Annotated in this window: 12 protein-coding genes; all 12 read right to left on the minus strand. The window is 50.3% G+C overall.

Annotated elements, in window-relative coordinates; genetic code table 11:
* Window positions 1–30: 30 nt before the first annotated feature.
* The 12 genes from mreC to M1L66_RS17100 all read right to left on the minus strand — a co-directional run bounded on the left by mreC (window position 31) and on the right by M1L66_RS17100 (window position 14,400).
* Window positions 31–978, minus strand: coding sequence for a rod shape-determining protein MreC (mreC, locus tag M1L66_RS17045; protein ID WP_434687263.1), 948 nt, complete (start codon window positions 976–978; stop codon window positions 31–33).
* Window positions 979–1,674, minus strand: coding sequence for a RadC family protein (radC, locus tag M1L66_RS17050; RefSeq protein WP_434687265.1), 696 nt, complete (start codon window positions 1,672–1,674; stop codon window positions 979–981).
* A gap of 48 nt (window positions 1,675–1,722) precedes the next feature.
* On the minus strand, window positions 1,723–1,974 hold the full coding sequence (locus M1L66_RS17055) for a DUF4321 domain-containing protein (RefSeq protein ID WP_002604009.1): 252 nt from the start codon (window positions 1,972–1,974) through the stop codon (window positions 1,723–1,725).
* 102 nt (window positions 1,975–2,076) lie between these two features.
* Window positions 2,077–3,357: an aminotransferase class I/II-fold pyridoxal phosphate-dependent enzyme gene (locus M1L66_RS17060; protein ID WP_434687267.1), complete on the minus strand. Its 1,281-nt coding sequence runs from the start codon at window positions 3,355–3,357 to the stop codon at window positions 2,077–2,079.
* Window positions 3,335–4,312 carry a tRNA (adenosine(37)-N6)-dimethylallyltransferase MiaA gene (miaA, locus tag M1L66_RS17065; protein ID WP_187021996.1) on the minus strand — a complete coding sequence of 326 codons (978 nt, stop codon included), beginning with the start codon at window positions 4,310–4,312 and terminating at the stop codon, window positions 3,335–3,337. Before miaA ends, M1L66_RS17060 begins: the two co-directional genes overlap by 23 nt.
* Window positions 4,309–6,297, minus strand: coding sequence for a DNA mismatch repair endonuclease MutL (mutL, locus tag M1L66_RS17070; RefSeq protein ID WP_187021995.1), 1,989 nt, complete (start codon window positions 6,295–6,297; stop codon window positions 4,309–4,311). Before mutL ends, miaA begins: the two co-directional genes overlap by 4 nt.
* Before the next feature lie 52 nt (window positions 6,298–6,349).
* On the minus strand, window positions 6,350–9,001 hold the full coding sequence (gene mutS / locus M1L66_RS17075) for a DNA mismatch repair protein MutS (RefSeq protein ID WP_434694274.1): 2,652 nt from the start codon (window positions 8,999–9,001) through the stop codon (window positions 6,350–6,352).
* Between the two features lie 46 nt (window positions 9,002–9,047).
* Entirely contained in the window at window positions 9,048–10,496 is a 1,449-nt protein-coding gene (miaB, locus tag M1L66_RS17080; protein ID WP_434687270.1) for a tRNA (N6-isopentenyl adenosine(37)-C2)-methylthiotransferase MiaB, read from the minus strand.
* A 356-nt stretch (window positions 10,497–10,852) separates the two neighbouring features.
* Entirely contained in the window at window positions 10,853–11,548 is a 696-nt protein-coding gene (locus tag M1L66_RS17085) for a hypothetical protein (protein ID WP_187021993.1), read from the minus strand.
* A gap of 30 nt (window positions 11,549–11,578) precedes the next feature.
* Entirely contained in the window at window positions 11,579–12,229 is a 651-nt protein-coding gene (locus tag M1L66_RS17090; RefSeq protein WP_187021992.1) for a hypothetical protein, read from the minus strand.
* A 145-nt stretch (window positions 12,230–12,374) separates the two neighbouring features.
* The gene (locus M1L66_RS17095) at window positions 12,375–13,679 is read right to left on the minus strand and encodes a sensor histidine kinase (RefSeq protein ID WP_187021991.1); all 1,305 of its coding nucleotides are present in this window, start codon (window positions 13,677–13,679) and stop codon (window positions 12,375–12,377) included.
* Complete coding sequence (locus M1L66_RS17100) at window positions 13,672–14,400, minus strand: LytR/AlgR family response regulator transcription factor (RefSeq protein WP_434687273.1); 729 nt, start codon at window positions 14,398–14,400, stop codon at window positions 13,672–13,674. Before M1L66_RS17100 ends, M1L66_RS17095 begins: the two co-directional genes overlap by 8 nt.
* Window positions 14,401–14,419: the final 19 nt, after the last annotated feature.

Here is a 14,419-nt window from a genome sequence, read left to right on the forward strand (position 1 = left end):
CGTTATCGTTTTCTCTATTCTTCATAGCTTCTACTGTGCCGCAGCAGTCTCTTCTTCCGAAGAAGCCGCCGTCTCCCCGGCCTCGTTCGCCTCACTCTCTCCCGCCTGCGTCTCGGCAGAGGCGCCGTCTTCCGCGGTTGTCTCCTCTGTCATCTTCACTTTGAGATCGGTGATGACCAGAACCTCCTGCAGGCTGTCAAATTCAGCCGCAGGAATTAAGTAACCCGATTTGGTCACATTGTTTGTGTCATTGGTAATCTCCGCGGCATAGCCCACCAGGATTCCCGGCACAAAGACGGAACTGGTGTTGGAGGTAACGATCTTATCGCCATCCTTTAAGTCACTGTCCTTCAGCACGTTGGTGATGCGGAGGCGCCCCTCTTTAAACAGCGTTAAGTCACCGCCCACGATACAGCCGTCTCCGGACTGGATGGCCATGGCGCTGACTCGGCTGGAATCATCGATGATGGACCGGACCGTGGCGTAATTGGCGCCGACGTCCGTGACGATTCCCACCAGACCTCCGCCTGCAACCACGTTCATATCCGCGGCGATTCCGTCCTTCGATCCCTTATCGATCCGGAACACCTGGAACCAGTTGCTGGAGTCGTTGGCGATAACTCTGGCCCCGACCTTATTGTACTGGCCGTATTCCTGGTCCAGCTCATACAGCTGTCTCAGCCGCTTCAGTTCGAATTCCTCCGCCTGAAGCCTGGTATTTTCCTCCGTCAGCTGGGTGATGATGTCCTTCATCTCCTTGTTATCTTCCAGAGCGTCTTTCAGTTTTGTATAATCCACGATTTCATCGTAAATGGCGGAGCCCACCTTATTGACTCCGGACTGCACCGGGATCAGAAAGTACCCGACTCCGGTCCTCAAAGGTGTCAGCCACTCGTCATGGATTGATGTAAGGCCGATTAAAAGCACACAGATCACCGTTAAGGCAATCAGGACGTATTTACTGCGTTTCGATTCCATCTATATGATTCCCCGTTCTTTAAAACTGGTATAGGAATTGTCTCCTATGATAATATGATCCAACATGCGGATTCCGATCAATTCTCCGGCTTCCATAATTCTTCTGGTTAATGTGATATCTTCCCGGCTGGGTGCCGGATCGCCGCTGGGATGGTTGTGAACCACAATGACATTCACTGCGTGGTACTTCAGCGCCTCAATAAAAATCTCCCTGGGTGAAACGACGGAAGCGTTCACCGTCCCCTGGGAAATCAGCACATCTCTTATGAGCACGCCCTTTGTGTTCAGCAGCATGATGCGGATCTGCTCCTGCTCCATATGCCGCATGTCTTCCACATAGTAGTTCACGATGTCTTCCGGGTTTGAAAAGGTGGCCACGTCTTCCAGCACGGCTTTCTTCCAAATCCGCTTCGACAGCTCTCCGATACAGAGGAGCTGCGCCCCCTTCGCCCTTCCGATTCCCTTAATCTGAGTCAGTTCGGGGAGTGAAAGATGCAAAAGCCCTAAAATACCCTCGCTGGGGTAATTTAAGGCCAGTATCTTTTGTGCAAGTGCCAGGGAACTGTCTTCCCTGGATCCCGTCCGGATGATAATGGAGAGAAGTTCTCCGTCGCTTAACCCCTCAGGGCCTGTCCGAAGGCACTTCTCATAAGGCCGGTCATCCGCCGGTATGTCTTTCATCGTAATTCTGTTCATATGTCTCCTGTCCGTTACTCTCCAGGTACGTGTCAAAGACATATGTATTTAAATGAACCGATAGGTAATGAGAGCCAATGCCACTCCGATGATGCTTGCCATAGTGATCTTGATACTCAGGCCAAAGGTAATGACCAAAATACCGAAGTTAATAATGAGCGGTGAATCGAATCCGAAGGACTGTCCGAAATTCAGCCAGGACAGCCAGGATACATCCTGAGCCATCGTCCCGATAAATCCGCCCAGCACGATCCCCGTCAGCACCAGAAGAAGCAGTACCCAGCAGTTTTTACGTTTCATCTGTTACTACCCCTCATTTGTTTTTGGCAGGATAATCCATGCCTGCTTTGTTATTCTATCATAGAAACGCAGTCGTGTATACACTTTTTTTGCCGTTTGGCGCTATAACGTGATCAGTCCCGCGTCCTTTAATTTCTGCATGGACATGAGAATTCCAAGCTTCGCATGGTACCAGGTAAGCCCTCCCTGGAAATAAACGGCGTACGGAGGTTTGATCGGTCCGTCGGCGGAAAGCTCGATGGATGCGCCCTGTACGAAGGCTCCTGCAGCCATGATAACCGGTGCGTCGTAGCCCGGCATCGCCCATGGCTCCGGAGTGACAAAACTGTCCACCGGCGCGGCTGCCTGAATTCCCTGACAGAACGCGATAACGCCCTCCGGCTTTCCGAGGGTCACCGCCTGAATGATGTCGTGGCGCGGCTCGGTGCTGTTCGGAACCACGGAAAATCCCAGTTTTTCATAGACATTGGCTGCGAATACGGCTCCCTTCAAGGCTCCTGCCACCACCGTTGGCGCGAGGAACAGTCCCTGATAGAAGGACTGGTTAAGCCCCAGGCTGGCTCCTACCTCACGTCCCAGACCAGGGGCGGTCAGACGGTAGGAGGCGCGGTCGATGCAGTCCTTTCTTCCGGCGATGTATCCGCCGATCGGCGCCAGTCCGCCGCCCGGATTCTTGATGAGAGACCCCACCATCATATCCGCTCCCACGTCGGCCGGTTCCATCCGCTCCACAAACTCGCCGTAGCAGTTATCCACCATACAGATGACATCCGGCTTCCGTTCCTTGATAAAGGCGATCAGCTGACCGATCCGCTCTACCGACAGGGTCGGCCGGGTGGCGTATCCCTTGGAACGCTGGATTGTCACCAGTTTCGTCTTCTCACCTACTGCCGCTGCAATTCCATCAAAATCAAAGCTTCCATCCGGAAGCAGATCCACCTGGCGGTAGATAACCCCGTACTCTTTTAAAGAGCCTGCGCTCTCCCGGATTCCGATTACCTCCTCCAGCGTGTCATACGGTTTCCCCACCGGTGAAAGAAGCTCGTCTCCTGGCCGCAGATTGCCGGACAGCGCCACGTGAAGCGCGTGGGTTCCGCTGATTAAGTTCGGCCTCACCAGGGCGCTTTCCGTGTGGAACACGCTGGCGTATACATCTTCCAGTGTATCCCGTCCCAGGTCGTTGTAACCGTATCCGGTGGTTGCGGCAAAATGAATGTCGCTGACGCGGTTGTCCTGCATGGCTTTTATTACCTTCAGCTGATTATACTCCGCCGTCTCATCGATCGCCGCGAAGCGCTCAGAAAGCAGCCCTTCTATCTCCTTTCCGAACTCCAGAACCTTTTTTTCGATTCCCAGCTGCTCATACATCGCATCCATTTCCATGATTTTCTGTCTCCAATCCATACGTTTCTCTGATATCCTGAAGCATTTTCTCCAGGACCTTTTCTCTGTCGCGGCCGAAGTCTTCCAGATTCAGCCACCGCACATCCCGCTCCCGCTTAAACCAGGTGATCTGGCGCTTCGCGAAATGTCTCGTATCTCTCTTTAAAATGGTGACCGCCTCGTCAAGAGAACTGTTCCCCTGAAGGTAATCCAGGATTTCCTTGTATCCCAGTCCCTGCATGGAGACCATGTCTTTTGTGCAGCCCATTTCCATTAATTTTTCCACTTCACCGACCAGCCCGGCCTCTATCATGGCGTCAACCCGCTGGTCGATCCGCTCATAGAGCATCTTCCTGTCATCCGTAAGGACGTAATACAGGAAGTCATAGGGAGAGCGTTTCTGCCTCTCCCGTTTGTTGTGCTCGGAGATTCTTTCTCCCGTCTGCCGGTAAAACTCGATGGCGCGGATCACGCGTTTCCGGTTGTTGGCATGGATTTCCATGGCAGCCTCCGGATCGATCTCCGCCAGCATATCATGCAGAAAAACGGCGCCGCGCTCCTCTCCCAGCCGTTCCAGTTCCTCCCTGATGTCCCGTTCCTCCCCCTGCTCTGTAAAATCGATGTCATACAGAAGGGCCTGAATGTAAAAACCGGTTCCCCCGGCAACGATGGGAAGATGTCCGTGAGCGTATATCTCCTGTACCGCCTCCGACGCCATTTTTTTAAACACGGCGACGTTAAACTCCCCGGCAGGCTCCAGAATATCAATGAGATAATGAGGAACCCCATCCATCTCCTCCCGGGTCACCTTGGCAGAACCGATATCCATGTGGCGGTAAACCTGCATGGAATCGGCGCTTATGATCTCTCCGCCCACGGCCTTTGCCAGACGGACAGACAGAGCCGTCTTTCCCACAGCCGTGGGACCCGTCAAGATAATCAGTGGTTTCATCATACTATCCTCTTGAATTTTTTCTCCAGCTCGTACCTGCTCATGGAGATAATCGTCGGCCGTCCATGAGGACACGCATACGGATTCTCCAGATTCAGGAGCTGGTCTATCAGTTCGTTGGCCTCCGCCGTCGACAGCCGGCTGCCGCCTTTGACCGCAGCCTTGCAGGACATGGTCGCTACCCGCTCATAAATGATATCCGGATTATGAGTCGAAACATCGTCGGAAAGCCCGTCGATCATCTCGATCAGCAAATCCTTCTTGGCGATGGACAGCAAGTTGGCCGGTACGCCTCTCACTGCATACTCCCTGCCGCCAAACGGTTCGATCTCGAAGCCCATGTCCGAGAAATACTTCATGTGCTCTTTTAACAGCACCTCCTCATTCATGTTCAGTGTCAGAATGATCGGCGGGTTGAGCATCTGTGATGAGTATTCCCTTTTTTTAAGTGTTGCCATGGTTTTCTCATATAAAACCTTTTCATGGGCCGCATGCTGGTCAATAATGTAAAGCTGTTCGTTAAACTCCACCAGCCAGTAGGTGTCGAACACCTGGCCGATCAGCTTATGCATCAGCCTTGATTTCGGTTCCAGCAGTTTTCCATCAAAGAGATCCAGCTGTTCCGGCTTCCTGGAAAATGCGGCTGCCTGATTTTGTACCGTTTCCTCATTTTTCGCAGCCGATTCCGTCGATAACCCATGTAAAAAGTCTGCGCCTGCCGCCGTTTCTTCCGCCGCATCCCTTCCGTCGAAGCGGTTCGGAGCCATCTGCCCCCCAGCCGGCTTCTTCAGCCAGTTTTCAGCCAGAAAATCAGGATCTCTCATAAGAGACGGTTCTGCCGGCTTAAGCCGTTTGGAGCCAGGCGCGCAGGCGGCCTGCTGCCGGCTCATGGCCTCCAGCCTGCGAAGCTCAAAAGGCTCCGGTGACGGCTCGTGCTTCCTCGCCTCTTTTGCCTCCTGCTCCGCCTTTTCCTTATTCAGTTCCACCTCCGGAATCAGCTCCTTGTGAGCAAGCGCCCCTGATACGGCGTCGTAGACCATACGGTACACCATCTCCCCGTCGCGGAAGCGAAGTTCCATCTTGGTGGGATGGACATTGACATCCAGAAGCTCCGGCTCAATGGTGAAATGTAGCATGGTAAACGGATACTTGTGCTGCATCATAAACGGCTTGTAGGCCTCTTCTATGGCCTTCGATATGATGCTGCTTCTGATATACCGCCCATTGATAAAATAATTTTCGTAGTTTCTGTTGCCCCTGGCGATCACAGGTTTCCCGATAAAGCCGCTGATGGCGATATCCTGCTTCTTCGCCTCAACTGCCAGCAGATTCGCTGCGATCTCCCTGCCGAAGACCGTATAGATGATGTCCTTTAAGTTGTGGTTGCCGGAGGTATGCAGCTTGTTCTGGTTATTCTGGATAAAACGGATCGAAATCTCCGGATGGGAAAGCGCGATCTTTTCCACCAGCTCGGCCACATGGGAGCCCTCTGTCATGGGAGTCTTTAAAAATTTCCTTCTGGCAGGCGTGTTAAAGAATAAGTTTCTGGCGATAAATGTAGTGCCCTCCGGGGCGCCGATCTCCTCCAGCGGCCGTTCAATGCCGCCTTCGATGCTGTAGCGGCTTCCCGTCAGGGCTTCGCTGGTCTTCGTGATCAGCTCCACCTGGCAGACGGAAGCGATACTTGCGAGGGCCTCACCGCGAAAGCCCAGGGATGAGATCGTAAAGAGATCTTCCACGGACTTGATCTTGCTGGTGGAGTGGCGCAGAAACGCCAGAGGAACCTCTTCTCTCGGAATTCCGCAGCCGTTGTCGGTCACGCGGATGAAGGTGGTGCCCCCTTCCTTTATTTCAACCGTCACAGCCGTAGCCCTGGCGTCGATGGCGTTCTCTAAAAGCTCCTTCACAACAGAGGCCGGCCTTTCGATCACCTCGCCCGCTGCAATCTTGTTTATGGTATTTTGATCCAGTAGCGTAATGTTTGGCATATGGCTTATCGCTCCTTTATGTCCTCTAACAGTTCAGCCGTGCATCTATGCCTTACTGCCAGCGGTTCTTAAGTTTCGTCTGAAGGCGGTACAGCGTGTTCAGGGCGTCGATCGGCGTCATATTTCCCAGTTCCAGTTCGCCCAGTTCCCGGACAATGTCGTCGTCCTTTACCGTGTCAAACAGGGACATCTGCTGCAAATCCACTTCATCCGGCCGCGGAACACTGGTATGCTTCTGCGTACCGGCTCCTGTCCCCGCTTCCGCGATCTCCTTTGCCCTCGCCGTGATATCCGCGTCACTTAACTCCACCAGAAGCTCCTTCGCCCGTACAATCACGGAATCGGGAACTCCGGCAAGCTTGGCGACCTGAACGCCGTAGCTCTTATCCGCCCCGCCCTTCACAATCTTTCGAAGAAATACGATATCATCGCCCTGTTCCTTTACGGCGATGCAGTAGTTGTTGACGCCGTTTATGGTTCCTTCCAGCTCCGTCAGTTCATGGTAATGGGTGGCAAACAGCGTCTTGGCTCCTAAAAGCTTCGGGTTGCTGATGTGCTCCACCACCGCCCAGGCGATGGATAAGCCGTCGAAGGTACTGGTGCCCCGGCCGATCTCGTCGAGAACGATCAGGCTGTTTTTCGTGGCGTTTCTCAGGATGTTGGCGACCTCGGTCATCTCCACCATGAAGGTACTCTGGCCAGATGCCAGATCATCGGAAGCGCCCACACGGGTAAAGATTCTGTCGCAGATGCCGATATTGGCGTCATCCGCGGGCACAAAACTTCCCAGCTGAGCCATCAGTACGATTAAGGCCGTCTGGCGCATATACGTCGATTTACCGGCCATGTTGGGGCCGGTGATGATGGAGAGCCTGTTCTTCGTATTGTCCAGATACGTATCGTTGGCGACGAATAAATCGTCCCGCATCATCTTTTCCACCACCGGATGGCGGCCGTTTTTGATGTCGATCACACCTTTTTCATTAATGCGCGGTTTCACGTAATTATTCTTCGTAGCCACGGCGGAAAGGGAAGTCATCACATCGATGCCCGCAACCGCCCGGGCCGTCTGCTGGATCCGCAGGACCTCGGCGGCGATGGCGTCTCTCACCTCGCAGAACAGGCCGTATTCCAGGGTATAGAGCTTGTCCTCCGCTCCCAGGATCATGTCCTCCAGCTCCTTCAGTTCATCCGTTGTGTACCGCTCGGCGTTGGCCAGCGTCTGCTTGCGGACAAAGTAATCAGGAACCATCCCTTTAAAGGAGTTCGTCACTTCGAAGTAATATCCAAATACCTTGTTGTACTTGACCTTCAGGTTCTTGATTCCGGTCTTATCGCGCTCTCTCGATTCCAGTTCGGCGAGCCACGTCTTTCCTTCCGTCTTTGCATGGCGCAGCTTATCTGTCTCCTCGTGATAGCCGTCCTTTATGATTCCGCCGTCACGCAGGGATATGGGCGGGTCCTCCACAATGGCGCGGGAGACGAGATCGTGGACATCCTCTAAGGCATCCAGCTCTTCCCAGAGCTCTTTCAGCAGAGGAGTCGTGAATTCTCCCATAAGGTCTTTTATGTAAGGAAGCATTTCCAGAGAATTCCTGAAGGAGATTAAATCCCTGGGATTCGCCGTCTTATAGCTGATGCGGCCAATCAGACGTTCCAGATCGTAGATGGGATTTAAGTATTCACAGATTTCCTCCCTGGAAATGTAATTCATGTTCAGCTCTTCGATGGCATTCTGACGGGCAATAATATCGTCCCTGTGGATCAGCGGCTGTTCGATATAGGTTCTCAAAAGCCTGGCGCCCATGGCCGTCTTCGTCTTATCCAGCACCCATAGAAGGGTTCCCCTCTTCTGCTTCTCCCTCATGGTCTCCAGGAGTTCCAGATTCCTTCTGGTCGAGGTGTCGATAATCATGAACTGCCCTGTGGAATAGGGAACGATGGTCGTAATATGGGACAGCGTGCTCTTCTGAGTCTCGTACATGTACTCCATGACGGCCCCCGCCGCGATCACTCCCGTATCGTAATCCTGCAATCCCAGACCGTCCAGAGAGCCTACTTTAAAGTGTTCCTTTAAGATCCTCCTGCAGCCCTCGTCGGAAAAGAAATGGCTGTCAAGTGCGGCAATCACGGTCTGGTAGCGGTTCTTGACCTCCTCTGTGTCCACGCCGGACACAAAGAACGCATCGTTGCAGATAATCTCGGAGGGGCTGAACTTGTTGATCTCATCCGCCAGCTCCCGCTCTGTCTCCACCTCAGTCACCAGGAAATCGCCTGTGCTGATATCAGAGACGGCAATGCCGAACCGCTGGTCGATATAGACGATGCCCATCAGGTAGTTGTTCTTCGTCTCATCCAGCGCCTGGGCGCTGGTAATGGTTCCGGGGGTGACGACACGGATGACCTCTCTCTTAACCAGCCCCTTGGCCTGCTTCGGGTCCTCCATCTGCTCTGCGATCGCTACTTTATAGCCCTTCTGTACCAGCCTGTACAGATAATTTTCAAGCGCATGGTAAGGAATACCGCACATCGGCGCCCGTTCCTCCAGCCCGCATTCTTTTCCTGTCAGGGTAATCTCCAGTTCCTTGGAGACGGTCAGTGCGTCTTCAAAAAACATCTCATAAAAATCTCCCAGCCTGTAAAACAGGATACAGTCCGGGTACTGTTTCTTGGTTTCCAAATAATGGACCATCATTGGTGACATTCCGGCCACGTTTTTTCCTCTTTTCTTCTGTCGTACTGTTACGTTGCTATTTCATGGTTCCCATATAATAAAAGCCCTTCGACTCATCCAGATATACTTCCACCATCTGTCCGATCAGCGCGGAATCCCCTTTAAAATGAACGATGGTATTGTTATCGAGCCGGCCCGTTACGAAGCCTTCCACATGGTCGTCTTTTTCCTCCACCAGCACTTCCTTAACGGTATGCGCGTCTCGTCCGCACACTTCGGCTGATATTTTCTGCACCTCTGAGAGCAGGCGGTCAAACCGTTCCTTCACCACACCCTCCGGAATCTGTTCTTCCATGGCCGCCGCCGGAGTGCCTGTGCGCTTCGAGTAAATGAACGTAAATGCACTGTCAAAACGGACCTTTCTCACCACGTCCATAGTCTCCAGGAAATCCTCCTCCGTCTCTCCCGGGAAGCCGACGATAATATCCGTGGTCAGAGAGATATCGGGAACCGCTGCCCTGATCTTTTCTACCAGTTCCAGATACTGTTCCTTCGTGTATCTCCGGTTCATTGCCTTCAAGACCCTGCTGCTTCCGGACTGGAGCGGCAGATGGAGATGATGGCAGATCTTCCCGGAATTCTTCATGACCTCGATTAAGTCATCTGATAAGTCCTTCGGATGAGAGGTCATAAAACGGATCCGCCGAAGTCCATCGATGGCCTCCACCTCTTTTAACAGCTGTGCAAATGTCATGGACTCCTCCAGATTCTTACCATAGGAGTTGACATTCTGCCCCAGGAGCATGACCTCGACCACGCCATCTGCAACCAGGCGTCTGATCTCTTCCACAATATCCTGAGGGTTCCGGCTTCTCTCACGGCCGCGCACGTAAGGAACGATACAGTAGCTGCAGAAATTATTGCAGCCAAACATAATATTAACGCCGGACTTGAACGGATACTTCCGGTCGGTGGGAAGTTCTTCCACGATGCGGTCGGTCTCTTTCCAGATATCAACCACCATCTTTTTCTCATCCATGCGTTCAGAAATCAGTTCTGCCAGTTTGAAAATATTATGGGTTCCGAATATAATGTCGACAAAGCGGTAGCTCTTCCTGATCTTTGCCACCACGGTTTCCTCCTGCATCATACACCCGCAGAGAGCGATCATCATATTGGGATTCTTCTGTTTCATTTTTTTTAAATAGCCAAGACGGCCATAGACACGCTGATTTGCATTATCCCGGACGGTACACGTATTATAGAGGACAAAATCCGCTTCTTCCTCCGTATCCGTCTCTGTAAAACCGGATGCCTCCAAAATTCCGACCAGCTTTTCCGAATCCCTGGCATTCATCTGACACCCCATATTAACCACACAGGATTGGGGCGCGCGTCCATTTTGCTTCTCAAAGTCTTTTGCCCACTCTCTGCATTTGGCCATGAAATAATACTGACGGGCTGGTTCTTCCGCAGGTGGTTCTGATTTTATATCTATTTTATCTATATCAATTTCATTATACATTTCTGTTGACTTTCTCCTTTTCTATGTATATAAAAATAAAAAGAAGTGGTTTTTTTACCGTACAGCTTTATGGCTCAAGCGGGGTGCTCGCTTCTTTTTTTATATTTATAATGTCATATAAATACATCTTTCCTTTTTCAGAATGTCTTATCATCAACTCCTTTATAATGCCTATGTTCTTTCTCATCATGTATTTATCCGCATTCCCTGTTTTGACTTGAATATTATAGCATAAATAAATTCTATTGCAAACACAAAAAATAAAGTGCCTGATCCAAAAATATCCGGGATTCAGTTAAGAATCCCGGATATTTTTATCAAAAAGCCCTGCTGCAATCAGCGGGGTAAAAGTCTTCTTATTCCGCCGTTACTGTACGGAGCGCCTCCAGCAGCTGATCCCGTATGCCCCTTTTATCAAAGACCATAGAAACTCCTTCCTGCCGTTTTTTCCTGCCCTTCACGGATACATCCGCCGTCCGATACCGAAAGACAATTTCATAGTTTTGATTTCTCACGTTCGCATTGCCTACTTTTTGAGTCGTCGTATAGGCATCCGTTTCAATCTTTTCTACTTTTCTCAAATCAACCAGCTGGACAAGGTTGGCAGACGGATTAATTCTCAGAACAAAATCCTTTGTTACCCGGATCACTTCCTCTTTATGGCTGTTCTCATTCTTTGTAATACGGCAGAGGCTGTCTTTGCCATACCGGCCCAGCATCTGAGCTGCAAATTCTTCTTTTTCACTATCCTGGGGAAATTCCTTATCCAGCATGCGGCGAATGAACTTTTTATAAGATTTTCCGGGGGTAAAGCCAAAATAGCTCATGAGGCACAGGAAAAATACCACCACACCAGCCAATGCTCCGTATTTTATGTTGCTGATTCCCTGTTCCAATATTCCGTTTGATACCCATCCAAGTGCAAAAAGGCCAAGAACACAGGCAACAGGAAGCCCTATCATCCATTTCACCATTGATTTTTTAAATCGTTTATCAATCTCCTCGGCCCATGCATCCTCGGCTTCCAGCCATGTCCCATAATTTGTTCCCATATGTATACTCCTCCGTTTCTATATCAGCCGTCAATCTTTCTCATAACGGGACTCGTAATGGTATCCGCTCCCATCCTCTTTGATCACGAACTTCATGGAATAATATCCCTTTTTCCATATTACGGTAGTTTCCCCATCATCTGTACGGCTGCTTTTCGGCTCTCCTGCAGCTTTCGTCAGCGCATCAATGCTGATATCTGCTCCTGAAACTCCATCGATCGAAGATTGTTCGGCATCCGTATCGGAATTAAATACCATAACAGAGCGTACCTTACACTCTAATGCCATCTTACTCGAGGAAGATTCATTAACAATCTCTATCTTGGCGTACTTTTTATCGTCTTTGGTTAAGTCCATATTCATATAGTAGCTTTTTGCATCCAGTTCATCCAGCAAATTGTAAATCCGGATTCCGGTGCCTCTCTTATCGTAAGCTGAAAGCTGAAATCCTGCAGATGACAATTCCTGTACGGTGGTCTTACCCGGTTCGATGGTAAAACCAGCCACAATTACCGGATGCGGTGTGCCGATAAAAGCCGGGTGGTGGCTGTCAAGGTAAACATAGGCCAAAAACACTACAACAGCAATCCCAAGCACCACTTGTTTGATCAGTTTCTTTTTCCTGCCTTCCGGTGTCTGTTCCGCTGCAATTCGTTCTGATTCTTTGTCTACTATTTCCATACTTTTTATGTCCCCTTCCGTATAAAATCACCATCACTTTTCTTATGAGGCGTGTAAACCTCCCAATGATGATAAGTATATTATATCTGCAAAAGCATATAAAACAACCGTTTCGACTTTATCGGGCCGAATTCAGCATAAAATGTCAGCTATACAAGAATATTTTCTGCATAAACCAGTTATCCTCTTCCCAATAACTATATTCCCCATGGTATTTCTCCACGATCTCACGGATACTGCCCATCCCAAAGCCGTGTCTCATACTCTCTTTCTTATGGCTTTTTAAATATGGATTGCTGCTTATAACCGATTCACGGATATTGTTGCCTACTTCAATTGCGATTCCTTCCTGTTCCCTTTTTACGATAATCTCAACTTCCCTCACACCTTCCCCCATCTCACTCGCTTCAATTCCGTTAATCAGAAGATTATAAACCAGATTCCCCATATCCATACTGTCGATTTTCTCAATTTTCCCCAATATCACATAGTGAAACCTTACTCCCCGTTCCCTGCATTCCTGTATCGCCTTCAGCAGCGCCGCATTCAGCCCCTCATTCCCAGTATCCTGCGGCAGTTCCTGATAATCCCCCCATTCGTCCCCCAGCTTTCCTATACATTCCTCCGCTTCCTCATACTTTCCTGCCTTCAGCAAACGATACACCACATGAAGCTTTACCTTCATGTCATGTCTCATATGATTGGCTTCCCTTCCGATTCGGTACAGCTCATGGATCTGCTTCTTTTGGATATCCTGTTTTGCCTTTTCATACTCTGTCTCCAATTTCTCTCTGCGGTACATTTCCAGACGGCGGCAGAGGCTGCATGCCAGCAGCCCCAGCATGACCATTCCTCCCGACAAACAAAGTGACAGGTAATAACTTTCCTTCCGGGACAGCATTTCCGCCTGCATATAGAACATGCCGATAACCAACAGAAATATCAACAGGCAGATTACGCCCATCAGCCCGTCTTCCATGCGGGCCGAAGCCCCCCTCTTCTTCCGGTACAGGGCCAGCGCCATTCTCCCCAGCGAGAACTTCAGCACACCTGCCGCAAAAGCACTGTAGATCCGTTCCTCTCCCTCACTCATCAGCAGCGTCTCAATCCCTTTATCTGTCATAATACCAAGTATGCCAAATATCACCGATGCACTGACCGCCGCGATCAGCACCCAGATCAGGCAGAGTACCGCCATCTCTGTTCTTTTTCCTGACAGCGCCAGCCTGCCATAAAGATACAGCACTACTCCATAACACAGCCCCAGTACTCCTTCATACTGGCTCATCCAATTTAACGCGGTAACTGTCAAAAAATACAACAGGCATCCCGCCATTGCCAGCAGAATGCCAAAACTGCCTCTATGCTTTTTTTCGAACCCGTGGCTGATGTATTCCACCGCGATCATGGACGACAGTCCGTTTATAAGATATTCTGTGATTTTATACATACCTCCCTTCACGCCGGCTTACAATTTCCTTAAGTTCCCTGCGTTTTGATCTGCTTAGGTCTAACTCTGTCCCATCACACAGCTGCACGGTTCTGCTCCCCACTTCATTTATGTACTGTCTGTTCACCAGGTAATTTTTATGAATCCGGATAAATCCATATTTTGAAAGCTCTTCCTCCACTGGTTTTAAACTTCCGTAGACATTATAGTGTTTCTGATCTGCCATCCAAAACTTTAGACTGTGGCCCCAGCATTCAATATACATCATATCAAATACCAGCACCTCCCGGCAGCCAAATCCATCCTTCAGCCGGTAATTAATCCTTTTCTTTACTGCTGCATGCTGATATTTCCGGAGAGCCCGAAGCATATCCCGCTCCATAAAACGCTTCCGGACAAACCACAGCGGAGTATATTCATAGGAATCAAACACCAGGCTCTCATGGTTGGAGATGAATACGACACTGGTTCCTGTTTTTTCCAGGCACAGCCTCTCTGCGAGTTCAAAGCCATTCCATCCGGGCATCTCCACATCCAGAAAAACCAGGCCAAATCCCAGCCGGCTGCTTTCACGATACAGCGCCTCTGCATTTGTAAAAAGGTGTACAGCTGCATCCTTTTCATCCAGAACATCCAAACACTGAAAGAGGGTATCCCGAATTCGCTCTAAATCCCCCGGATCATCATCGCAGATACCGATTTCAAGATTTTGTGTACTCATTAAACCATATAACTCCTTC

Origin of the sequence: Hungatella sp. SB206 (assembly GCF_051132295.1) — a bacterium.
Lineage (GTDB): Bacteria > Bacillota > Clostridia > Lachnospirales > Lachnospiraceae > Hungatella > Hungatella effluvii.

What these genes read in the sequence shown, in the direction of transcription:
- radC (WP_434687265.1), bottom strand. Translation starts at nt 1,674, where the DNA reads ATGAACAGAATTACGATGAAAGACATACCGGCGGATGACCGGCCTTAT.
- M1L66_RS17090 (WP_187021992.1), bottom strand. Translation starts at nt 12,229, where the DNA reads ATGGAAATAGTAGACAAAGAATCAGAACGAATTGCAGCGGAACAGACA.
- mutS (WP_434694274.1), bottom strand. Translation starts at nt 9,001, where the DNA reads ATGTCACCAATGATGGTCCATTATTTGGAAACCAAGAAACAGTACCCG.
- miaA (WP_187021996.1), bottom strand. Translation starts at nt 4,312, where the DNA reads ATGATGAAACCACTGATTATCTTGACGGGTCCCACGGCTGTGGGAAAG.
- mreC (WP_434687263.1), bottom strand. Translation starts at nt 978, where the DNA reads ATGGAATCGAAACGCAGTAAATACGTCCTGATTGCCTTAACGGTGATC.
- M1L66_RS17085 (WP_187021993.1), bottom strand. Translation starts at nt 11,548, where the DNA reads ATGGGAACAAATTATGGGACATGGCTGGAAGCCGAGGATGCATGGGCC.
- mutL (WP_187021995.1), bottom strand. Translation starts at nt 6,297, where the DNA reads ATGCCAAACATTACGCTACTGGATCAAAATACCATAAACAAGATTGCA.
- miaB (WP_434687270.1), bottom strand. Translation starts at nt 10,496, where the DNA reads ATGTATAATGAAATTGATATAGATAAAATAGATATAAAATCAGAACCA.
- M1L66_RS17060 (WP_434687267.1), bottom strand. Translation starts at nt 3,357, where the DNA reads ATGGAAATGGATGCGATGTATGAGCAGCTGGGAATCGAAAAAAAGGTT.
- M1L66_RS17100 (WP_434687273.1), bottom strand. Translation starts at nt 14,400, where the DNA reads ATGAGTACACAAAATCTTGAAATCGGTATCTGCGATGATGATCCGGGG.
- M1L66_RS17095 (WP_187021991.1), bottom strand. Translation starts at nt 13,679, where the DNA reads ATGTATAAAATCACAGAATATCTTATAAACGGACTGTCGTCCATGATC.
- M1L66_RS17055 (WP_002604009.1), bottom strand. Translation starts at nt 1,974, where the DNA reads ATGAAACGTAAAAACTGCTGGGTACTGCTTCTTCTGGTGCTGACGGGG.